The organism is Bacteroides mediterraneensis (assembly GCF_025993685.1).
Lineage (GTDB): Bacteria > Bacteroidota > Bacteroidia > Bacteroidales > Bacteroidaceae > Phocaeicola > Phocaeicola mediterraneensis_A.
On the sequence record NZ_DAJPEN010000001.1, the window covers coordinates 1,269,282 to 1,290,453 of the forward strand.

Annotated in this window: 17 protein-coding genes; 7 read left to right on the top strand and 10 right to left on the bottom strand. The window is 52.3% G+C overall.

Features of this window, described 5'->3' with window-relative positions:
• The first annotated feature begins 16 nt into the window (after window positions 1–16).
• From OIM59_RS05020 to OIM59_RS05030, 3 genes are all read left to right on the top strand, one after another.
• Window positions 17–739 carry a DUF5932 domain-containing protein gene (locus tag OIM59_RS05020; protein ID WP_072542268.1) on the top strand — a complete coding sequence of 241 codons (723 nt, stop codon included), beginning with the start codon at window positions 17–19 and terminating at the stop codon, window positions 737–739.
• The gene (locus OIM59_RS05025; RefSeq protein ID WP_303895477.1) at window positions 729–1,412 is read left to right on the top strand and encodes an AbgT family transporter; all 684 of its coding nucleotides are present in this window, start codon (window positions 729–731) and stop codon (window positions 1,410–1,412) included. The genes OIM59_RS05020 and OIM59_RS05025 overlap by 11 nt, the downstream gene beginning before the upstream one ends.
• Before the next feature lie 76 nt (window positions 1,413–1,488).
• A complete protein-coding gene (locus OIM59_RS05030) occupies window positions 1,489–2,589 on the top strand; it encodes a TlpA disulfide reductase family protein (RefSeq protein ID WP_303895479.1) in 1,101 nt (366 codons plus the stop codon).
• Between the two features lie 93 nt (window positions 2,590–2,682).
• Here the strand turns inward: OIM59_RS05030 and OIM59_RS05035 are convergent, their stop codons facing one another.
• Window positions 2,683–4,230 carry a peptide MFS transporter gene (locus tag OIM59_RS05035; protein ID WP_299169483.1) on the bottom strand — a complete coding sequence of 516 codons (1,548 nt, stop codon included), beginning with the start codon at window positions 4,228–4,230 and terminating at the stop codon, window positions 2,683–2,685.
• A gap of 139 nt (window positions 4,231–4,369) precedes the next feature.
• Window positions 4,370–4,984 carry a tetratricopeptide repeat protein gene (locus tag OIM59_RS05040; protein ID WP_299169479.1) on the bottom strand — a complete coding sequence of 205 codons (615 nt, stop codon included), beginning with the start codon at window positions 4,982–4,984 and terminating at the stop codon, window positions 4,370–4,372.
• Between the two features lie 205 nt (window positions 4,985–5,189).
• Here OIM59_RS05040 and OIM59_RS05045 point away from each other — a divergent pair, with 205 nt between their 5' ends.
• The 3 genes from OIM59_RS05045 (at window position 5,190) to OIM59_RS05055 (ending at window position 8,138) form a co-directional block, all read left to right on the top strand.
• The gene (locus OIM59_RS05045) at window positions 5,190–6,272 is read left to right on the top strand and encodes a phosphotransferase enzyme family protein (RefSeq protein WP_299169476.1); all 1,083 of its coding nucleotides are present in this window, start codon (window positions 5,190–5,192) and stop codon (window positions 6,270–6,272) included.
• A 273-nt stretch (window positions 6,273–6,545) separates the two neighbouring features.
• On the top strand, window positions 6,546–7,223 hold the full coding sequence (locus tag OIM59_RS05050) for a TetR/AcrR family transcriptional regulator (protein ID WP_303895482.1): 678 nt from the start codon (window positions 6,546–6,548) through the stop codon (window positions 7,221–7,223).
• Window positions 7,224–7,451: 228 nt separating this feature from the next.
• Window positions 7,452–8,138 (top strand): porin family protein, encoded by a 687-nt coding sequence (locus OIM59_RS05055; RefSeq protein ID WP_299169470.1) that lies wholly within the window; start codon window positions 7,452–7,454, stop codon window positions 8,136–8,138.
• Window positions 8,139–8,368: 230 nt separating this feature from the next.
• Here OIM59_RS05055 and OIM59_RS05060 read toward each other — a convergent pair whose 3' ends face one another.
• From OIM59_RS05060 to OIM59_RS05070, 3 genes are all read right to left on the bottom strand, one after another.
• Window positions 8,369–8,926 carry a 1-acyl-sn-glycerol-3-phosphate acyltransferase gene (locus tag OIM59_RS05060; protein ID WP_072543939.1) on the bottom strand — a complete coding sequence of 186 codons (558 nt, stop codon included), beginning with the start codon at window positions 8,924–8,926 and terminating at the stop codon, window positions 8,369–8,371.
• Between the two features lie 6 nt (window positions 8,927–8,932).
• Window positions 8,933–9,205: a hypothetical protein gene (locus OIM59_RS05065; RefSeq protein ID WP_204477296.1), complete on the bottom strand. Its 273-nt coding sequence runs from the start codon at window positions 9,203–9,205 to the stop codon at window positions 8,933–8,935.
• A gap of 211 nt (window positions 9,206–9,416) precedes the next feature.
• Window positions 9,417–10,472 (bottom strand): hypothetical protein, encoded by a 1,056-nt coding sequence (locus OIM59_RS05070; protein WP_299169455.1) that lies wholly within the window; start codon window positions 10,470–10,472, stop codon window positions 9,417–9,419.
• Window positions 10,473–10,788: 316 nt separating this feature from the next.
• Between OIM59_RS05070 and OIM59_RS05075 the strand changes: the two genes are divergently transcribed.
• On the top strand, window positions 10,789–12,711 hold the full coding sequence (locus OIM59_RS05075; protein ID WP_303895485.1) for a transglycosylase domain-containing protein: 1,923 nt from the start codon (window positions 10,789–10,791) through the stop codon (window positions 12,709–12,711).
• Between the two features lie 21 nt (window positions 12,712–12,732).
• On the opposite strand, the gene OIM59_RS05080 is transcribed toward OIM59_RS05075, so the two are convergent.
• The 5 genes from OIM59_RS05080 to OIM59_RS05100 form a co-directional block, all read right to left on the bottom strand.
• Window positions 12,733–13,146: a secondary thiamine-phosphate synthase enzyme YjbQ gene (locus OIM59_RS05080; protein WP_303898167.1), complete on the bottom strand. Its 414-nt coding sequence runs from the start codon at window positions 13,144–13,146 to the stop codon at window positions 12,733–12,735.
• A 27-nt stretch (window positions 13,147–13,173) separates the two neighbouring features.
• Window positions 13,174–14,739: an ATP-binding protein gene (locus OIM59_RS05085; protein WP_303895487.1), complete on the bottom strand. Its 1,566-nt coding sequence runs from the start codon at window positions 14,737–14,739 to the stop codon at window positions 13,174–13,176.
• Between the two features lie 161 nt (window positions 14,740–14,900).
• Window positions 14,901–16,466 (bottom strand): ATP-binding protein, encoded by a 1,566-nt coding sequence (locus OIM59_RS05090; protein WP_303895489.1) that lies wholly within the window; start codon window positions 16,464–16,466, stop codon window positions 14,901–14,903.
• Window positions 16,467–16,931: 465 nt separating this feature from the next.
• A complete protein-coding gene (locus OIM59_RS05095) occupies window positions 16,932–20,588 on the bottom strand; it encodes an ATP-binding protein (RefSeq protein ID WP_303895491.1) in 3,657 nt (1,218 codons plus the stop codon).
• On the bottom strand, window positions 20,572–21,162 hold the full coding sequence (locus OIM59_RS05100; RefSeq protein ID WP_303895492.1) for a hypothetical protein: 591 nt from the start codon (window positions 21,160–21,162) through the stop codon (window positions 20,572–20,574). The genes OIM59_RS05095 and OIM59_RS05100 overlap by 17 nt, the downstream gene beginning before the upstream one ends.
• Between the last annotated feature and the right edge of the window lie 10 nt (window positions 21,163–21,172).

Below are 21,172 nucleotides of genomic sequence, written 5' to 3' on the forward strand. Positions count from 1 at the left end.
ATAAAGTCAAGACAACATGGAGAAGTTTAAGGTGGTCATCGTAGAAGATGTCAAACTGGAATTGAAGGGGACGGAAGAGATTTTCCGTCATGAGATACCGAATGCCGAGGTGATTGGTACGGCCATGACCGAGGAGGAGTTCTGGAAACTGATGGAGACGTGTACGCCCGACATGGTGCTGCTCGACCTGGGACTGGGGGGCTCCACCACCATCGGTGTGGAAATCTGTGCCCGTCTGCACCGGGAACGGCCGGAACTGAAGGTGCTTATCTTTACCGGAGAAATCCTCAACGAGAAGTTGTGGGTGGACGCGCTCCGGGCGGGGGCCGTGGGTATCATCCTGAAGACGGGTGAACTGCTGACGGCGACCGACGTGCAGGCGGTGATGGATGGCAAGAAACTGGTGTTCAACGAACCGATACTGGAAAAAATCGTGGCCCGCTTCATGCAGACGGTCGAAGTGGAACAGCGCCGGCAGGAAGCCATCATCGACTATGACATCGACGAATACGACGAGCGCCTGCTGCGTCACCTGGCACTGGGCTACACCAAGGAGATGATTACCAACCTGAAGGGGATGCCCTTCGGCGTGAAATCCATCGAGAAACGGCAGAACGAGCTGGTGAACCGCCTGTTCCGTCCCGACGAACGGACGGGGGTGAATGCTTGCCGGCTGGTGACCCGGGCGTTCGAGCTCCGCATCCTCGATATTGATAACCTGGAACCTGATGAGGAATAAATTCAGTCTGCATCCGGCCACCTGCTTCCTGCTGCTGTTCCTGCTCACGGCGCTGCTGTCGTGGACGGGCAGCATTTATGAATGGGAAGGGGTACGCAGCCTCTTGAGCGACGAAGGGCTGCGGTGGCTGTTGCGTACCCTTCTCGACGATTATCTCCTTTCGCCGGTGTTTCAGGTGGTGGTGTGTCTGTTCTTCGGGGTGGGACTGTTTGTGCATTCCGGACTGGGGAATGCCTGCCGGAGGATGGCGGGCGGCACGCGCAAGTTTTCCCGCAAGGAGAAGCGGGCATTGGGACTGGCGACGGTGACGTTTCTGGCTTATGCGGGGCTTTGTGTCCTGCTGGCTTTCGGCCCGTGGAACCTGGTGCGCAGCGCCATCGGTACGCTGGCAGGTTCTCCGCTCGCCGACGGACTGTGGGGCGTGTGCTCGCTGGGCATTGCTCTGCCGTCTATCGTCTATGGCTTTGCTTCCGACTCTTATCTGAGTGACCGTGATGTGGTGGAAGGCATGGCCTATCTCTACAGGTGCCGGGCCACGTATTTTGTGGTGTTGCTCTTCATCACCCTGTTCTTCTCTTCGCTTGATTTTAGCGGATTGACGCACTACGCGGGATTGCCCGACGAGGTGTGCCGGGGCGCTTATCTGCTGTGCTGTCTGCTTTTTCTTTTGTAAAAATAGAGGCATTTCCCCTGAAACGATTATCTTTGCCCCGTTATTTTCAAATCGGAATAAAACCTATAATAACAAGATGAAAAAATTTGTAGTATTTGCTGCAGCCGGACTGATGTCTCTGGCTGCTTGTCAGGAAAAGGCAGGCTTTACCATCAAAGGTACAGCCGAAGGTGCAGCCGACGGCGACACCGTGTTCTTGCAGAAACAGACGGCAGAAGGCTTTGAGGCCCTCGATTCTGTCGTAGTGAAGAACGGAACGTTTGAATTCAAGGGAAATCCGGATTCAGTAGCCGTATCCCGTTATGTGACTTACATGAAGGGTGATACCCGGATGGCTACCATGGTATTTGTGGAAAAAGGAAACATCCAGGTGAACCTGAGTCCGATGGAAAGCCGTGTTTCGGGTACACCGAACAATGATACTTACCAGAAGTTCATGGACGAATACCAGCGTATCGGCAAGGAAATGAACGACATGTATCAGAAGGCAAAAGGCGACACCCTGCTCACGGAAGCACAGCGTGATTCCATCATGAAGGTGCTCGACCAGAAGGAAAACGAAGGACTGGACCGCATCTATCAGCTGGTGTCTGAAAACATCGGCAGCGCAGCCGGTGTACAGTTGCTGACCATGTTCAGCTCTTCTTTCGAAGTGGACAAGGTACAGCCGTTGCTGGAAAAGATTCCGGCTGCCTTTGCCAACGACGAGAGAGTGAAGGCTCTGAAGGAATACGTGGAAACGGTAGCCAAGACGGCTGTGGGACAGAAGTTCATCGACTTCACCCTGAATACGCCGGAAGGCAATCCGGTGAAGCTGTCGGATTTCGTGGCTGCCAACAACTATACACTGATTGATTTCTGGGCCAGCTGGTGCGGACCTTGCCGCATGGAAATGCCGAACGTAGTGGCTGCCTACGCCAAATACAAGGCAAAAGGTTTCGGTATCGTAGGTGTGTCTTTGGACAACAACGCCGAAAGCTGGAAGAAGGCTATCAAGGACCTGAACATCACTTGGCCGCAGATGTCCGACCTGAAGGGCTGGCAGTGTGAAGCTGCCGGACTCTATGGCATCCGTGCCATTCCGGCTACATTGCTGGTTTCAAAAGACGGAACCATCGTGGCACGCGACCTGCGTGGGGAAGACCTGGAGGCCAAACTGGCAGAGCTGATGAAGTAATCGGCTTTTTCAAATAGGAACTTATTATAAAGACAACGCGGACCTTCTTGGTAGAGAGGCCCGCGTTTTTTTGTCGGTATGTGCAGGAAGTTTTTATACTTCCATCATTTTCTTGAGCTTGCCGGAGAGGAGGAAAAGAATCACGGCTGCAGCCCCGCTCATGAAGACAAAGAGCATGAAGAAGTCGAACAGGTTCTCGATGGGGTAGCCCATGAAACTCTTGCTCACTCCGTGCTCGGGATAGTAACCGCTCAGCAGTCCGGCAAACTTGTTGGCAGCCGAGGTACTGAGGTACCACACGCCCATCAGCAGGGAAGAGAAACGGGCCGGCGAGAGCTTGTAGACCAGCGACAGACCGATGGGCGCCAGGCAAAGTTCCCCCATGGTATGAATCAGGTAGAGGCCGGTGAGCCACACCATGCTGACTTTCACGCCGGGTTCCACGTCCTTCACGCCAAACGCGATGAACAGATAGCCCAAGGCCAGCAATCCCAGTCCGATGGCCTGCTTGCGTGGAGAACTCGGTTCGATGCCCCTCTTACCCAAGAACGACCATACGGCGGCGAAAATCGGGGCCAGCGTGACAATCATGATGGGGTTGAACGACTGGAAATAGGCGGCCGGCATCTCCCAGCTGCCGATGTGGCGGTCGGTCTGCTCGTCGGCAAAGAAGGTGAGTGAAGCCCCTGCCTGCTCGTAGGCAGCCCAGAAGAAGATGACGAAGAAGGCGATGATGTAAATCACCCCGATACGCACCTTCTCCTTCCGGTTCAGCGAGTGGTCGGTAATGATGATGACAGGCATCACGATGGCCGTAGCATAAATCAGCGAGCCAATCCAGTCGGCTCCGGCAAAGAGAGAACCACCTTCCGCCCCCCAGTTGACCGAGAAAAGCAGGGTCAGCAGCAGCGTGCTGCCAATCATCAGGGCCGTACGTCCGGTGCCCGTCTTTTTCGGCGCATCCCCGGCGGCAGGAGTGGCGGCGACAGTTTTCTGGGGTACCATACCCACCGGATTCCCGTCAGGGTCGCAGATGTATTTGTTCTTGAAGAGCTGGAACACCCCCGCACCCAGCACCATACCGATGCAGGCTGAGAGGAATCCCCATTTGAAGTCCTCCGGATGTCCCGTGTTGCCCACCAGTCCGCACACCAGTGGGGCAATGGTCGAACCCACGTTCACACCCATATAGAAAATGGTGAAGGCCGAGTCCTTGCGGTTGTCGTCGGGTGCATAGAGCCGTCCCACCATGGTCGAGATATTTGGTTTGAAGAAGCCGTTGCCCAGAATCAGCAGGCCCAGTCCGCAGAACATCAGGTACTTGGCCAGTGCCACCTCATGGAAATAGCAGGCACTGAGGAAGAGCAGGAACTGTCCGAGTGCCATGGTCAGCGCCCCCACCACAATCGACCGTCGGTTGCCCCAGTAGCGGTCGGCAATGTATCCGCCTATGAGCGGGGTGAGATACACCAGTCCCGTGTAGCTGCCATATACTTGTGAAGCCGTTTCCTTGTCGAAAAGCAGCGCCTGCACCATGTAGAGCATGAACAGTGCGCGCATGCCGTAGTAACTGAAGCGTTCCCACATCTCCGTTACGAAGAGAAGATAAAGTCCTTTTGGATGCCCTTTTGTTCGATTCATTCTTGTTTTGTTGATAAAATGTTAGTAAAATCCGATTTTTTGCAAATGTAGTAAATCATTCTTTTTTCTGCAAATGAAAAAAGCCATCTCAGGGGGTGAGATGGCTTTCAGGGTGAAAATCCAAGTCGTTGGATTGTTATTAATGGATTGTGACTTGGTCAAGTTGTTGGTATGTGGCCGTGATGCGCTCCATCAGTTCATTGCTGGGAGCCACAGCCATGAGCTGCAGTACGAGGTCGTTCACATCGGCCTTGCTGTCGAGCTCGAGTGCGCGGGTCAGGTCGTTGAACGACTCTTCGTAGCGTGCGGTTTCGAGATACAGCTGTGCACGCGACTTGTAGTTCTCCACGTCCTGCGGATTCAGGCGGATAGCCTCGTTCAGGTCCTCTTCGGCGCGGTCCCACATTTTCAGGTTGGTGAGCAGCACGCCTCTGGAGTAGTGTGCAAACGAGCGGTATTCCTTGTCGGCTTCCGGAATCAGTTCCAGGCTTGAGTTCAGTGCCTCCAGTGCCAGTTTGGTATCCTGGCAGAAGTTGCAAATCAGCGCCATATAGCAGTGCGCGTAACCGTTGTCCGGATGCTCGTTGATTTCAGCGTTCAGGTAAGTATAGGCGGTGGCGGGGTCTCCCTCGTTGAGTGCTTCTACACCTTTTATATAGTTTTCGCTTTCCGGGCGTTGGATATTTTCTGCGTGTAAGGCAGAAATGAAGCAGCAAATCATCATTGCTGCCAGTGTTTTCATGGTGGCTTTCATAGAGTTTAGTTTTTTAACGGGCACAAATCTATAAACTTTTTGTGATATTGCAAAGATTTTACAGAAAATTTGATTGTGGAATGACGGTTTTCCGTAAAACTTCCCTATCTTTGCAGCGAAAGAAACTTAGAATATTTTGGAAATAGGCAATATAAAGTATATATTCTAATTAAATGATATTATAAACCTAATTTATTTGATAACCATGAAATCGCTTAATGAAATTATTTCACAATTTCCAGGAGTTGGGAAGGTAGGGGAAATTATTCCTTTGACGTCCGGTCTGATAAACCGTACTTATAAGGTACAGACAGCAGATTCGAAAGAGTTCGACTACATTCTGCAATGTATTAACCATCAGGTTTTTCAGAATGTGGAACTGCTTCAGCATAATATTGAGTGCGTGACCCGCCATATCCGGGAGAAGCTGGAAAAGGCGCATGAAACGGATATCGACCGCAAGGTGCTTCGTTTCTTGCCCACTGCCGAGGGTAAGACTTATTATTTCGACGGGGAACATTACTGGCGCGTATGCGTGTTCATTCCCGAATCGCAGACGCTGGAGGCCGTGACACCGGAATCTTCCTATCTGGTGGGCGTGAAGTTCGGCGAGTTTGAAGCCATGCTGGCCGACCTTCCGGAAAAGTTGGGAGAGACCATCCCCGATTTCCACAACATGGAGTTCCGCATGAAGCAGCTGCGTGAGGCCGTGGCCCAGAATGCCGCAGGGCGTCTGGAAAAGGTACAGTCGCTGGTGGACGATATCGAAAAGGATGCCGACGAGATGTGCGCGGCCGAACGTCTGTATCGTGAGGGCAAATTGCCGAAACGTATCTGCCACTGCGACACCAAGGTATCGAACATGCTGTTCGACAAGGACGGCCACGTGTTGTGTGTCATCGACCTCGACACCACCATGCCGAGCTTTGTGTTCTCCGATTTCGGTGATTTCTTGCGTTCGGCAGCCAACACCGCTCCTGAAGACGAACCCGACCTGGACAAGATTCACTTCAACATGGACATTTTCCGGGCCTTTGCCAAGGGATACATCGAATCGGCCAAGAGTTTCCTCACTCCGCTGGAAATCGAGATGCTGCCCTATGCCGTGATGCTGTTCCCCTACATGCAGGCCGTGCGTTTCCTGGCCGATTACCTCAACGGGGATACCTATTACCAGACGAAATATGCCGAGCACAATTACGTGCGCACGCTGGCACAGTACAAGCTGTATCAGGAAGTCCGCAAGGCAGTTCCCGAAATGAAGGCTTATATCGCTTCACTGCTGTAAGTCCCTGATTTCAAATGGATGCAGAACCCACGGAGGGGCCGTCTCAGATTGCATGAAGACGGCCCCTCCGTTTTGTTTCCGACGGGATTGAAAAATGTCGTTTTGAGATATTTCTTTTTATAAATAATATTTTGATGGAATGAGAATTGCAAAGATATGGTAAAAAATGGTATTTTTACAACCTGATAATCTGAGCGGTATGCTTGAAAAATATACAAAGTAATGTTTTGAAAGAAAATGGAAAAGCGAAGGAAAAGAAGGAGCGCGGAAGACGTGGAAAAATCGATTTTGGAAGCAGCTACCACTTTGATAGAAAAAGGCGGGTTCAGCCGTTTGACTACCACAGGGATAATGCAGAAGGCGGAAATAGAGCCTGTGCAGTTTTACAGGAGATACAAGGACTTGGATGCGTTCATCGATGAATATGTCAAGAAGTTTGATTACTGGTTCAGCGGCGTGGTGAAAGTTCCTGTTTCGGGCGAGAATAACGAAACGTATTACGAAGACATTTTATGTAATCTTTTCAATTCTCTGTGGGACAACAAGATTATGCAGGAGCTGTTGAGATGGGAAATTGCCACGGATAATGAAACGAGCCGCCGTACCGCTCAGTTGAGAGAATTCCACACTCTTCCTTTGTGCCAGAGATTTGCAGATTTATTTTCTGATTCAGATACAGACATCGTGGCTGTGTCAGCATTGCTTGTGGGAGGAATCTATTATATGATACTTCATCACCGAGTGTCAGCGTTCAGTGGTATGGATCTCAGTCGGGAGCAGGACCGGGAAAGACTTCTGAAAGCTATAAAACATCTTTCCGGTTTGTTGTTTCAAGATTGTGTGCAGCCTTCCGTCATAAAGATTGCAGTGGCCATGAAAAAGGATGCGGTTCCGCTGGAAAAGATTTCCGGATATACAGGCATTCCTATACAAATACTTGAGAAAATTTGAAAAATCAGGAAGAGGAGGTATGCTTCATAGGAGTATCGAAGCTGTGAGAATCTCTGAATATGGGGAAATGTTTAGGTATAAATTTCTTCAAAAGACGCCAAAAAGCCACAAAGAATCACTCTCGCACCATATAAATACAATATTGATTGTATATATTTGCGCCGTTCTCTTCTTTTCCGAAAGAAAAGAGGATACGAAAGCAACTTTTAAATTCTAAATTAGAGAGTGATGAAGAAAAAAGTAGTTTTGGCTTGCCTGCTGATGGCAAGCGTGTGCGGAGTGTACGCACAAAATGTGACATTGGCTCCCGAAGCAGGTATTTCTGCCGTACAGAGATACGGATGGGGCCAGGAGTGGAGACCTTCTGCGAGAATCGGGGTAGCTGCCGACTTCAATCTGACCCGCCATTTCGGCATTGAATCGGGCTTGTTTTACACCTTCAGGGGATATTCCATTTCCAACGGGGGAATCTACAGCAATGAAAGCTCCACCTGGATAGAGAACGTGTCACAGACAAGGCATTTCCTGCAGATACCGGTGATGGCCCAGTTCAGATGGAACCTGAGCAAAGACACCAAACTGTTTTTCGGTGTGGGACCCTACGTGGCTTTCTGCCTGAAAAACAAGTTTGACAGTAATCCTTACTATCTAGAGGGAAGCCTCCCGGGAATGTATGAACAGTATTATGACGGTTTTGTGTATGGGGAGGATGAGTATGGACATTCCAATCTCTACCTCTATCAAAAGTCCCGCCGCTTTGACTGGGGAGTATCTTCCAATATAGGCATCGAAATCCACCACTGGTATGCCAAGCTGCAATACGACCTCTCCTTGGGAAAAGAAGCCAAGAATGATGTGATTGGCGCCCACTATCACATGCTGACGCTTTCCGTGGGATATAAGTTTGGCTTATAAACCGGACTCCGAGAAGATTATCGTCATTTGTGATAAAAAAGGGAAAGCTTCCTCAACTTGTTGAAAATGAGGAGGCTTTCCCTTTTCTTTCAAACGTCTTGGCCTTTGGATAAAAACGCACTTACGTTTCATTCAAAACGTCCTTGCGTTTTCCTCAAAACGCACTTACGTTTTAGTTGAAACGCACTTGCGTTTTGGAGTAAACGCCGAAGCGTTTTTCGCATACGTTTTCAGTCGATGTTTCCCACGGTGAATTTCTCGGGATGTTTCCCCTTGAAATCCTTGAAATACGACTTGATTTCCTTCATGTCCTTTTCAATGTCGCCCGTCGGCATGAGGTATTTCCCTGCCTTGATGCATTTCTTTTGATAGTCTATGCCTATCAGTACGATGGGAATCTGGGCTCCCAGGGCGATGTAATAGAACCCCTTCTTCCATTCCGGGTTGGCCGAGCGAGTGCCTTCGGGGGTGATGGCCAGGTGAAACGTATCGCTTTTTTTGATTCGTTCTACCAGCTGGTCCACCATGGACGTCCGCTTGTCGCGGTGTACGGGAATCCCTCCCATCTTCCGGAACAGGATGCCCAGTGGGAAGAAGAACCATTCCTTCTTCATCAGGAAGCCCGACTGGCGGCCTACGGCCGTGATGAACAGTTTCCCGATAATCAGGTCCCAGTTGGTGGTATGCGGGGCCGCGCAGATGATGCACTTCTTGAAGTCGGGCACATCCACTTCTGCTTTCCAGCCCAGCAGTTTGTGGTAGATAAACCGGCAGATGGCTTGTTTCATGCGCACTTATTTGGCCAGTTCTTCCAGTTTCTTGAACACGTTGTCCACTTCGGCATTGAAGTCGGTTCTCAGCTTCTTGTAGAACAGTTTCACGCTGCCCGGTTCCGTGTGGCTGATGCGGCTGATGATGTCGTTGCGCAAGTTGATAATCTGGAGAAACAGCTGGCTGTAAGCCTCCCGTTTTTCCGCATTGGCATTGGCCGATTCTACCAGGCAGAGTCCTGCTGCCACTTCGGTGATATAGTTGACGGTTTTTTTCAATGATTTTCTACTTGCCATAATTCTAAAGTTTTTAGTTAATAAAATGGATTATGGTGTAAAGATACGATTTCTTTTGGAATATTCATGACTGCTGTCGCGATTCTTGTGCATAAAAAACGTTCCGTACGTATCCGGCTGCCTGTTGAAACGTGCAAAAGGAGGTGCCTGAGCGTACGGAACGGAAAAGAGAGATTAGATATGTCCTGTTAGAGTGAATGAAGATACATTTTTATTTTGCCAGTAGCATGTTGAATTCGGTTTTCAGCAGATGCTTTTGCGGAGAAGTGGCCGCACTTCTTCCTGGTTCGATACCCTCATTGATGGTAAATTCCATCACTTTCGTGGCTCCGGTCAGTTCATCATCAATGCTGTTGTCGGGTGTGCCTGCCGGGAAAACTCCTGAAGCAGGGTTTGAGCCTGATTTCGGGATGACGGCACTTCCTTTATAGGTTGCCCTGACGGTATAGCTTGTGGCAGTGGAAGGGTCACAGTTGGCATACATGTTTACCCATACCTGATACGTGCCTTTCTGCATGCAGTCTGTGTTGAAGAAGATGTTCTCACTGTTCGTTCCGTCGATATCACATCCGGCGTTGGAGTCAATGTCCAGTCCGATTTTTTCCCATTCAATGTCTGGCTCATCATAGTAATTTCCGTTTTCCAGCCAGTCGTTGAATATTTGATACTGCTCTGAATAGTAGGGGAAAATCTGGCCATAATAGATGATGTTTCCATTGGGCTCTACCACATACAAGTCTACATCTTTTTCATTGCTGAAACGCAGATTGACTTGCAAGTCGCCGGTCCCGGCCTCTACATAGTGGGTCTGGCTTGTGAATCTCGGCGACACTTCTCCTCGTCTGTTTACGGTGGTAAATTCAAGGATGAAGTTTTCATTCAGGTTCTGGCTGAGCAGTACCAGTATGGTATAGATGTAAATCTTTCCTTCTTCTGTGGCACGGCCTTGGGCGGTCACTGGGGCATCCAGTTTCACTTTGAGGTATCCGCTTTCTCCCTGCACACCGATATTGACATAATCGAGTTCCTCATTGGCATTCAAGGTAAGGTAAGAGGTTCCTCCAGGGAGGGCCGTTTCATCGAATGAGGCAGCTTGTATCATTTGTATATTATCACCTACCGGGAGACTGCCTTCTGTGTATTCTCCGTTTTCTACGTCAATGAATTGCTCTTGAAGGGAACTCATTGTGGGCTCGTCATTTTCTCCACAGGCGTACATGGCCATGGCGCAGAACATCATTCCAAACAGTTTGACAATTTGTTTCATAGTATTTCCTTTTTATGTGCTTATTCCCCTGAAGCAGGTAAATAAATAGCAGGCACAGGGAATATCCCGTTAAAATGTGAAGGGATGTGTCCGCTCTTTAGTCTTGCCTCTGATATATGTTGAAATGTGAATAAAAATGTTTCTTTTTTTTCAAAAATAGCGGCAGAAATGATTGAATGCAAACAGAATAAGCTGATTTTGTTCCTGTTTGTTGCCTGAGCGCGACTATCGGCTTGAAATTGCGGATTATGCGGATGAAATTTTCCGAAGGTTTTCAGCGAATATTTTTTACCTTTGTGGCATAGACGCGAACATTATGAAACGGATACTGATTTATACGGGTGCGGGCCTGCTGGTGTGCCTCTTTCTGCTGGCCGGCGGATTGTGGATTTTCCGCAACCGTATCCTGAACCGGCTGACGGAAAAGAAGATTGCTCAGGTGGAACAACGCTACGGGCTGGATGTGCATTATGAGAGCCTGCGCTTTGAAGGGACCGGACGGCTTTCCCTCGGGGGACTGTCGGTGGTGCCGGAGGGAAGGGACACGCTGCTGACGCTTCGTTCGGCAGCGTTCGACCTGGGCTTCTGGCAACTGCTGAAGGGCAATGTGGAGGTGCGCAATGTGTACATGGACGGCCTGACGGTCAGTTTCGTGAAGGAGAATCAGACGGCCAACTACGACTTCCTGTTCCGCAGCCGGACGGGAGGGGAGGAGGCCGCGCAGGACCATTCTCATGCGGGATACGACAAGCGGGTGCAACTGGTGCTCGACGGGGTGTTCCGTCTGCTGCCTTCCGACGGACGGCTGACTAACCTCCGGATTCGAGAGCGGAAGGACAGCGATTCGGTCAGCCTGTTCGTGCCGGAATTCAATATTGACCATCATCGTTTCAAGAGCCGGCTCATTTTCGTGGAGGGTGCACGCACGCAGCACTGGCAGACCGAAGGTGAAATCAATGCTGACGAGCGACGGGTGTCGGTAGGCATTCAGGCCCCCGACCTGATGGTGCCTTATATCCGCCGCAGGCTGGGAGCGGAGGTGTCTTTCAACCGCCTCTACCTGAGTTTCACCCAGCAGAAGGAGAACGGAAAACTGGTCTTGTCCGGGAAAACGGAAGTGGACGGACTGGCCGTGTTCCACCGCCGGTTGTCGCCGGAGCGCATCAACCTGGACGAGGGGGAACTGGATTTCCATCTGAACGTGGAGCCGCATGCCCTGGAACTGGACAGCGCGAGTACGGTGCGTTTCAACCGTCTGCAGTTTCATCCCTACCTGCGCCTGGAACCGCCCGCCCATCTGATTGCGTCCATCCACAAGCCTTCTTTCCCGGCCGAAGAGCTGTTCGGCTCTTTACCCCATGGCTTGTTCGAGAATCTGGAGGGCATCCGGGTGGCAGGCAACCTGTCCTACGATTTCGGACTGGATGCCGACTTGGCCTGTCCCGACAGCCTGCAGTTCCATTCCGACCTGCGTCCGGAGCATTTCCGGATTCTGGGCTATGGAACGACCAATCTCAGCAAGATGTCGGAAGAGTTTGAATATACCGCCTACGAGGATGAAATGCCGGTACGCACGTTTCCGGTCGGACCGTCGTGGAACCACTTCCTTCCGCTCGACAGTGTGCCCCAGCTGATGCGCATGGCCGTGCTGCAAAGTGAGGACGGCGGTTTCTTCTATCATCAGGGCTTCCTGCCCGACGCCATCCGTCAGGCTATGGCCTACGACCTGAAAGCCCGCCGTTTCGCCCGTGGGGGAAGCACGATTTCCATGCAGCTGGTCAAGAATGTGTTTCTGAACCGCCGGAAAAACATCGCGCGGAAACTGGAAGAAGCCTTGATTGTGTGGCTGATTGAGCAGAACCGGCTGACTTCGAAAGAACGGATGTTCGAGGTGTATCTCAACATCGCGGAATGGGGGCCGAGAATCTATGGTCTGCTGGAAGCCTCGGAATTCTATTTTGGGAAGCGTCCGTCGCAACTGACGCTGGAGGAATGTATCTACTTGGCTTCCATCATCCCGAAGCCGAAGCATTTCCGCAGCTCGTTTGATGCCAGCGGGCGGTTGAAAGAGAACCAGGAAGGACACTTCCGCTTGGTGGCCCGCAGAATGGCCGCCAAGGGTGTCATTTCGGAAGAAGCCGCCGAGGGAATCGACCTGTCGCGGGTGGTGCTGACCGGAGAAGCCGGAAAATGTTTCTCCGACAGTCTCAGCCTTGCCGCTCCGCAGCCCGCTTTCTGACGAGGGACTCCTCCCTCCTTGTTATTCCCCGATGAGGGTGGCTACGATGCGCCGCCCTCCGCCGTGGTTGCGGAATTCGCAGAGGTAGATTCCCTGCCACGTGCCCAGGTTCAGTCGTCCGTTGGTCACCGGGATGGACAGGCTGGCACCCACCAGGGTCGATTTGGCATGGGCGGGCATGTCGTCCCAGCCTTCCAGTGTATGGTCGTACCAGGACTCCCGTTCGCGCACCAGGTTATTGAAAATTTTTTCCATGTCGCTCCGTACGTCCGGGTCGCAGTTCTCGTTGATAGACAGTCCGGCACTGGTATGCTGGATGAAGAGGTTGAGCAGTCCGGTTTTGGGCAGTGCCGGCAGGTGGCTCAGCACCTCGTCCGTCACCAGATGAAAGCCGCGGGTGCGCGGCCGGAGGGTAAAGGTGGTTTGTTGTATCATCATTATAGCAGGTTGATTAGTTTATTCTCATACACATTTCCAGTCACCGATAGTTCCTGTTTCGGAAGAGAAGCTGGCACCTATCCTGTAAAGCGTGCGTGAGTCGGAGGCATATTCCCTTGCATAGCCCTTTTCCTCTATCTGCTGAAGAGCCTCTTCGGCCGTACCGTCCAGCTTGAATTCGAAGATATAGACATATTGCGGTGTCTCCACGATGCAGTCCACCCGTCCCTGACTCTGTGCCTTCTCCACATAGACCGTGTAGACACTGACCATCCGCATAATCAGGTAGAAGGTGTACTGGAAATACCGCTCGCGTTCGGTCTCGTCTTCCTTGCGTCGCATGGTGTAGGGGATGCTGGCCAGGAAAGACGTGAAGAGGGTACGCAGGCTGTCCGTGTCGCCTTTCCGCAGGGTTACTACCACATTGCGTATCCATCCTCCGGTTTCCGTGGCCGGCTTGAGGTAGGAGGCGGCCAGCATGGTCAGGAAGCCGTTCTTCACCTCGTTGTTGGGGAAATCGAGCAGGAAGGTATTGAAACCCCGGTCGTAGTCCTTGATGGTGAGGTATCCGCTCTGGAAAATCATGGGCAGGGGCTGTTCCACATCCGCCTTGTAGTCGATGAACTCTTCCGGGCGGTAGTATTTTCCGGTGAGCTCGTTGAGGTTCTCGTTGAAATGGGTGAGGAGCCGGATGAGGTAGGTGGGCGTGCCGGAACGGAACCAGTAATCATCTACACTTTGGCTGTCTAATGCATTAAGCAGGCTGAAAGGGTTATATACGTCTGTCATCTGTTTGCTGAAATGATACCCATCGTATTGTAGCTTGAGACGTTGTTTCATTTCTTCCGGCGTAAAACCATATTCGTGTGCCATTTCCGCGATGGGTTCCGGGAAGTAACGGTCTATTTCTTCCTGTGTGATGCCGCAGAGCGCTTCGTAGCGTCGGTCCATGCTGATGTCCTTGGGCTGGTTGAACCCGCTGAACACGCTCACCTGCGAGAACTTGGTCACTCCTGTCAGCAGGACAAACTGCAGGTGTGCATCGGCTCCCTTAAACACAGAGTAGAAGGCCTTCAGCACGTTGCGGTGTCGGTCTTCCAGACCGGTGTCCACATCGAGTACGTCCAGAATCGGTTTGTCGTATTCATCAATCAGTACCACGGCCCGTCGTCCGGTCTGCTCGTGTGCTGCTTGGAGCACCTTGATAAAGCGTCCTCCCACGTCCAGCCGGTCGGCTTCGGAAGTCAGTCCGTAACGGGTTTCCCAATCGGACACGTAATCCTCCAACCGTTCTTCCAGTACACCCGCCTGGGTGAAGTTGGAGCCGTTGAAGTCCACATGAAACACGGGATACACGTGCCAGTCCTTTTCCAAGTTGTCTATCTTTAGTCCCTTGAACAGCTCCTTGTGTCCCAGGAAATAGTGTTCCAAGGTAGACACCAGCAGACTTTTCCCGAAGCGGCGTGGGCGGCTCAGAAAATAGATGCTTCCTTCCTGTGCAAGCTGGTAAATCAGGTCTGTTTTGTCAACATAGACATATCCGTCTTCGATGATGCGGTCAAAGCTCTGTATTCCGATAGGGTACTTCATGGGCGAATGAATAATTAAGAATGAATAATGAATACTTTTTTCAAAGATAGTGCAAACCGAGCGAAGCGGCAAGCGGAAAACAAAGTTTTCCAGCTTGCGCTTCCGAGGTGCAGCCTATATTCTGGAAAGATAGTGCAAACCGAGCGAAGGAGCAAATAAGTTTATATACATTTCCAGTCACCGATAGTTCCTGTTTCGGAAGAGAAGCTGGCACCTATCCTGTAAAGCGTGCGTGAGTCGGAGGCATATTCCCTTGCATAGCCCTTTTCCTCTATCTGCTGCAGGGCCTCTTCTGCCGTGCCGTCCAGCTTGAACTCGAAGATATAGACATATTGCGGTGTCTCCACGATGCAGTCCACCCGTCCCTGACTCTGTGCCTTCTCCACATAGACCGTATAGACACTGACCATCCGCATAATCAGGTAGAAGGTGTACTGGAAATAGCGCTCGCGTTCGGTCTCGTCCTCCTTGCGTCGCATGGTGTAGGGGATGCTGGCCAGGAAAGACGTGAAGAGGGTGCGCAGGGTGTTCGTGTCGCCCGCTTCCAAGGTTTCCACCACCTCGTCCACCCATCCTTCCACGCGCTGTTTGGGCTTGAGGTAGGAGGCGGCCAGCATGGTCAGGAAGCCGTTCTTTACCTCGTTGTTGGGGAAGTCGAGCAGGAACTTGTTCATGCGCATGTTGTATCCCTTGATGGTGAGGTATCCGCTCTGGAAAATCATGGGCAGGGGCTGTTCCACATCCGCCTTGTAGTCGATGAACTCCTCCGGGCGGTAGTATTTTCCGGTGAGCTCGTTGAGGTTCTCGTTGAAATGGGTGAGGAGCCGGATGAGGTAGGTGGGCGTGCCGGAACGGAACCAGTAATCGCCCAAGGTATTTTTTTTCATGGCGTTGAGCAGACTGAAAGGATTGTACATATCCGTCATTCGCTTACTGAAATGATACCCGTCGTATTGCAGTTTCAGTTGTAGCTTCATCTCTTCCGGCGTGCAGCCATATTCCACGGCCATGTCAGTGATGGGCTGGGGAAAATAGTGTTCCAGCTCCTCCTGGGTCACTCCGCAGAGAGTCTCGTAATGTATGTCCATACTGATGTCGTCCGGCTGGTTGAACCCGCTGAACACGCTCACCTGCGAGAACTTGGTCACTCCTGTCAGCAGGACGAACTGCAGGTGTGCATCGGCTCCCTTGAAGACGGAGTAGAAGGCCTTCAGCACGTTGCGGTGTCGGTCTTCCAGACCGGTGTCCACATCGAGTACGTCCAGAATCGGTTTGTCGTATTCATCAATCAGTACCACGGCCCGTCGTCCGGTCTGCTCGTGTGCCGCGCGGAGCACCTTGATAAACCGTCCTCCCACGTCCAGCCGGTCGGCTTCGGAAGTCAGTCCGTAATGGGTTTCCCAATCGGACACGTAATCCTCCAGCCGTTCTTCCAGTACGCCCGCCTGGGTGAAGTTGGAGCCGTTGAAGTCCACATGAAACACGGGATACACATTCCAGTCCTTTTCCAACTGGTCTATCTTCAGTCCCTTGAACAGTTCCTTGTGCCCAAGGAAGTAGTGCTCCAGTGTGGACACCAGCAGACTTTTTCCGAAGCGTCTCGGGCGGCTTAGAAAATAGATTTTTCCTTCATGTGTCAGTTGATAGACCAAGTCAGTCTTGTCGATATAGACGTATCCGTCTTCGATAATCTGGTCAAAACTCTGTATTCCGATAGGGTACTTCATGGGGCGAATGAATAATTAAGCATGAATAATGAATACTTTTTTTCAAAGATAGTGCAAACCGAGCGAAGCAGCAAGCGGAAAATGAAGTTTTCCAGCTTGCGCTTCCGAGGTGCGGCCTATTTTATGGAAAGATAGTGCAAACCGAGTGAAGCGGCAAGCGGAAAATGAAGTTTTCCAGCTTGCGTTTCCGAGGTGCGGCCTATTTTATGGAAAGATAGTGCAAACCGAGGAAGCATTTATCGAAAAACGCCGTCCGATTTTCTACGTTCTCCGTATGAGAAACGTAGGTTTCCCGCCCGCGAAACGTACGGTTCCCGATAGAGAAACCTATGTTTCCCGAACCGGAAACATAAAAATGAAAATGGCGTTTGCTGGAAAATACCGGGACGTTTCTGACATAAAAAATAGCGATACCCCGAGGATACCGCTATTGAATCTGCTTTGAGTTCTGACGGAGATTGCCGTTTACAGCTTCTGGTCGGAGATGAGCCGGGCGATGCGCGTCTTGCTCTGTGCCCCTTTGGTGAGCAGGTACACATGCTTGTAGGCATCGCGGTTCAGTTCTGTGGGCGAGCCGTTGATGAGGATGATGTTCCGGTCATTGGCAAACTTCAGGATACCGTTCACGTTGTTCGGGTGGAGCTTGCCGATTTCGTCCATCATGCAGTGCAGCTTGAAGTCCTTGAACTTGCGCGAAGCCCCCTCCTTGAACACGTTCAGCAGCATGATGTTGATCATGGCTTTCACCAGAATGTCCGTTCCTTCCGAACCCACGTTCGAGAGTTTCTCCACGAAGCCCGTGTCGTTGTTGTTCTCGATGATGCGGAAACGCAGCTCGAACGAGTCGTACAGGCGGATGCTGTCGTAGCGGTAGGCGTGAATCTCCTTGATGAAGTCGCGGAGCAGGGCGATGGCTTCCTGCTTCACCAGCTGCTCGTTTTCCGACGAGAAGAGGTTGGTGCCCGGCGCCAGGTCGTAGGCATGCTCGTTGTAGTATTTCTGGATGGCACGCAGGCTGTTCACCACGCGGTTGCTGCTCTCTTCCACCTTCATCTCGATGCATTGGATGACGCCCACGAAGTTGCACGTCTGGAATCCCTTGTTCACCTTGCCGATGAGGTCCTGGATGTCGTCTTCCGAAGCCGTCAGCATCGAGGTGTCCATGCTGATGCGCTTGAAGATGTCGGAGTGCTCGTTGTTGATGCGGCGGACAAACTCGCTGATTTTGTTCTCTTCCACGAAGTCGTGCAGCTCCTCGGCAAAGCGGAGGTACTCCCAGTCCTCGGTAAACTTGGTCTTGAACTTGAAGGTGTTGTCTTCGTCGAAATGGCCGGTGAAGAGGTTCACTTCCTTGCGCAGGCGGTTCTGCAGTGTCATGTACTGGCTGTCCGTGCGTCCCAGCTCGTCAATCAGTTCCAGACAGGTGCGCGGCGTGTGGATTTCCACCGTGACGGGGTGTTCCGGATTGAAAATGTCCTGATGCGGCTTGTACCAGTCGTAGGCCGGAATCTTGCCGTATGCCTCCAGGTTGGCCTGCAACTGCGTCACTTCCTGCTCGGCCTGCTGCAGTTCCTTGTGCAGGGCGTCAATCTGTTCCTGCAAGCCCGAGGTCTCCCGGCGCAGGTTGTCCTTTTCCTGACCAAGCTGACGTTTCTGTTCCTCCTGCTCACGTTTCCATTCCGGAATGTGGTCGATGAGGTCGCGCTTGTCTTTCTCGTACTCGATGAGGAGGGTGGCGTGCTCCTTGATGAACTGCAGTTCGCGGTCGATGTCCCGCAGCTGACTGCCAATTTGTTGCAGACGTTCGGTGTCGGCCCCCTGCGAGTGGAGTTCCTGCTTCATCTGGCGCTCGTATTCCGCCTTTTCCGTGGCGATGCGCTGCTGTTCCTCCTGGTCTTCCAGACGGATGCTGCCCGCCTGTGTTTCCTTCTCCCGGGCGATGTCCTGCTGCACCCGGTTCCATTCCTGCTTCAGCCGGTTCAGCTTCTCGCTCTTCTCGCGGTTCAGGTTGTTCAGCTTGCCGTCAATCTCTTGCAGTTCCGCGGCGATGCGCTGCTTTTCTTCCTCCAGTTTCCGGAGCTTGGCGGCACGTTCGGCTTCCGCCTTCTTCTTCCAGTCGTCCAGGTCGAGCATGTCTTTCTGGTACTGCTGTTCCAGTTTCTCCAGCTCGTATTCCTGCACCGAAATCACGTCTTTCTGCTCTTTGATGCGGGGCTGGTACTTGGCCTTCAGCTGTTCCTCCAAAGCCTCCTTTTCCTGTTGCAGACGGAGGGTTTCGGCCTGGATTTCCGCCAGCCGCTTCACGCCCTTGTCGCGTTCCGCCTGATAGTCGTCGATGGAGCGGATGTGGCGTTCGATGTCCTGCAGGGAGATGGAGATGCCGTAGAACGACGTGCCCTCGTCCACTATCTTCGGCGAGAGGTTGGTCTGCCAGAGGATGGACTCGTCGCACAGTTTGCCGATGTTCTCTTCCCATCCTTTCTTGTGCTCCTTGAGCCAGCCTTGCAGGGTGCTTTTGCTGTTTTTCAGGAAGGTCTCCAGTTCCTCCATGCGTGGGCGGAGCTGCAAGTGCTCGGCCTGCAGCTGCATCAGGGCCTCGTCTTTCTCCTTCAGTCCCTTCTGCAATTCCTCTTCCCACTTCAGGGTGAGTTCCTTGATGACGAGCTGGGCGTTGTTGATGCGGTTCTTCTTGCTCATGTGCAGGCCCGTGTACGACTGGATGCGGTGTTTCAGTTCCTCCTGCTCGGCTTCGAAGAAGGTTTCCTTGCGGCACAGCTGCATCTGGTAGTCGAGGGCGGTCAGTTCGTTCTGCTTGCCGCTGCGTTCCGGATGCAGTTGCTGGGAAAGCTGTTCGTACTCCTGATAGAGGGCTTCGGTGGCCGCTTCGTGCTGTCGGCGGGCTTCCTCGATGCGGGTGTTGAACGTGTTGTTCAGTCCCTCGAGCTGCTTGATTTTGGCCTCATGGATGCGGTTCCACTGCTCGTCGAGGCTCTGGATGAGCGACTTGTACTTGGTGGAGATTTCCGTATAGTGCGAGGTGAGGATGCGCTGTTCTTCCTGCAACCCCTGCTGCTTGTTTTTCCATTCGTCCTTGCGGGCCGCCCGTTCCTTGATTTCCTCAATCTGCCGGTGGGCATATTCTTTTTCTTTCTGCTGGGCCTTCTGCAGTTCGTTGTTCAGGATGGCCAGTGCCTCCTGCATCTTGTCGCAGCGCTGGCGCGACTGTTCCTGCAGTTCCTGACGGCGGCTGAGGAGGGCGGCACGTTCCTTTTCGGCCTTGTGCTTCCGTTCCTCCGCCTTGGGCAACTGGCTTTCGGTGAGGCGGAAGGTGGCGGCCAGTTCGCGGCAACCCTGTACGAGGGCCGTCTGCTGGCGGGCTACCTGTGCCGAGAGGGAGGTGATTTCCTTGGCCTGTTTCTGCGTTTCGCGCTTCTGGAACTCCTCGATGTCGCGCAGACGGGTCTCGAAGTTCTTCAGGTGCTCCTTGTAGGTGTTCAGGTCGATGGCCGTCTCGTCTTCGTTGATGGACGAGATGATGGTTTTCTTGATGAATTCCGCGTCGAGTTTCGAGTTGAGGAGCACGTTCTGGATGGTGCGCGGGATGTTCTGGTACTGCTTGCTCTCCATGAGCGAGTAGCGGCTCATCTCGGGGCCCGCGCCGTTGCCGTAGAGAATGTTACGGTATTCGTCGTAGGTATAGATGATGCGCGAGTAGTCCACGCCATACTGGTCGAGGGCGGCACGGATGCGGTCGTTGCCGCTGTAGGCCGTGCGGTGCTCGTCGACGAAGAACTCCATGCGGTAGGGCGAGTCGATGAAACGGTAGCACACGCGGCCCATCGACTTGAAGCTCAGGATGCAGAACGGGCCTTGCTCGGTGGCCACCTCGTAGATGATGTAGGAGTTGGAGTAGGGAAAATAATACTCCGTGTAGCTCTGCTTCTCCACGGGGATGCCTAACTTCTGGGTGTCGGCGTTGTAGAAAAACAGGATGGCGCGCAGGACGGTACTTTTTCCCACTCCCTGCGTACCGATGAAATGCACATTCCCGTCCAGGTAGATGTCGTCGGCGTAGGGAATGTTGGCGCTGTTGATAAAGATGATTCTATTCAGGTTTCTCATTGTCTTCCATTTCAGTGTCGTCGTAAATTTGGATACTTTCAATCAGGCGTTCCAGGTAGTGCCAGGAGCTCATCACCTTGTAGGTGTTGGTTTTCTCGTTCTCCAGTTCCAGGAAAGATTCCTTGGTGAGCTGGCGAATCATGTTGTCGAGCACGTCCTTGCGCACGTCCTTGTCGGAGAAATGCTTGCGCAGGCCGTCGAGCTTGTTTTGCAGCATCACGTTGAGGTTGGCCTCCACCAGAATCTGTTCGGGCTGGAAGCGGAAGCCCGCGCCGAAGGTCTCGTCGTAGGTCTTGAACAGGTCGAGCACGTCAATCCAGTAGTAGGCACGCATGATTTTCTGTTCCAGCGTGGTACGCGGTTCCATCCGCGAGAAGTAAAAGTATTCGTTGCCCCGTTCCAGGGTGTAGCCGATTTGGGCGAAGTAGACCGACAGGGCCTCGAAATGGTCGTCTATCTGGTCGTACATGTCGCGCACGGCTTCGTTGCAGCTGTTCGAACTGATGAACTGTCCCTTCTGGAGACAGTCGAACAGGGCCGCGGTATTGTCAGGTATTTGTATGTTCAGTTCCATAAGTCAAATG

Bases quoted from the DNA above. Each gene is read 5' to 3' on its own strand.
- OIM59_RS05035 (WP_299169483.1), bottom strand. From the start codon at position 4,230: ATGAATCGAACAAAAGGGCATCCAAAAGGACTTTATCTTCTCTTCGTA.
- OIM59_RS05080 (WP_303898167.1), bottom strand. From the start codon at position 13,146: ATGATACAACAAACCACCTTTACCCTCCGGCCGCGCACCCGCGGCTTT.
- OIM59_RS05075 (WP_303895485.1), top strand. From the start codon at position 10,789: ATGAAACGGATACTGATTTATACGGGTGCGGGCCTGCTGGTGTGCCTC.
- OIM59_RS05070 (WP_299169455.1), bottom strand. From the start codon at position 10,472: ATGAAACAAATTGTCAAACTGTTTGGAATGATGTTCTGCGCCATGGCC.
- OIM59_RS05055 (WP_299169470.1), top strand. From the start codon at position 7,452: ATGAAGAAAAAAGTAGTTTTGGCTTGCCTGCTGATGGCAAGCGTGTGC.
- OIM59_RS05100 (WP_303895492.1), bottom strand. From the start codon at position 21,162: ATGGAACTGAACATACAAATACCTGACAATACCGCGGCCCTGTTCGAC.
- OIM59_RS05040 (WP_299169479.1), bottom strand. From the start codon at position 4,984: ATGAAAGCCACCATGAAAACACTGGCAGCAATGATGATTTGCTGCTTC.
- OIM59_RS05095 (WP_303895491.1), bottom strand. From the start codon at position 20,588: ATGAGAAACCTGAATAGAATCATCTTTATCAACAGCGCCAACATTCCC.
- OIM59_RS05030 (WP_303895479.1), top strand. From the start codon at position 1,489: ATGAAAAAATTTGTAGTATTTGCTGCAGCCGGACTGATGTCTCTGGCT.
- OIM59_RS05025 (WP_303895477.1), top strand. From the start codon at position 729: ATGAGGAATAAATTCAGTCTGCATCCGGCCACCTGCTTCCTGCTGCTG.
- OIM59_RS05045 (WP_299169476.1), top strand. From the start codon at position 5,190: ATGAAATCGCTTAATGAAATTATTTCACAATTTCCAGGAGTTGGGAAG.
- OIM59_RS05065 (WP_204477296.1), bottom strand. From the start codon at position 9,205: ATGGCAAGTAGAAAATCATTGAAAAAAACCGTCAACTATATCACCGAA.
- OIM59_RS05090 (WP_303895489.1), bottom strand. From the start codon at position 16,466: ATGAAGTACCCTATCGGAATACAGAGTTTTGACCAGATTATCGAAGAC.
- OIM59_RS05060 (WP_072543939.1), bottom strand. From the start codon at position 8,926: ATGAAACAAGCCATCTGCCGGTTTATCTACCACAAACTGCTGGGCTGG.
- OIM59_RS05020 (WP_072542268.1), top strand. From the start codon at position 17: ATGGAGAAGTTTAAGGTGGTCATCGTAGAAGATGTCAAACTGGAATTG.
- OIM59_RS05085 (WP_303895487.1), bottom strand. From the start codon at position 14,739: ATGAAGTACCCTATCGGAATACAGAGCTTTGACCGCATCATCGAAGAC.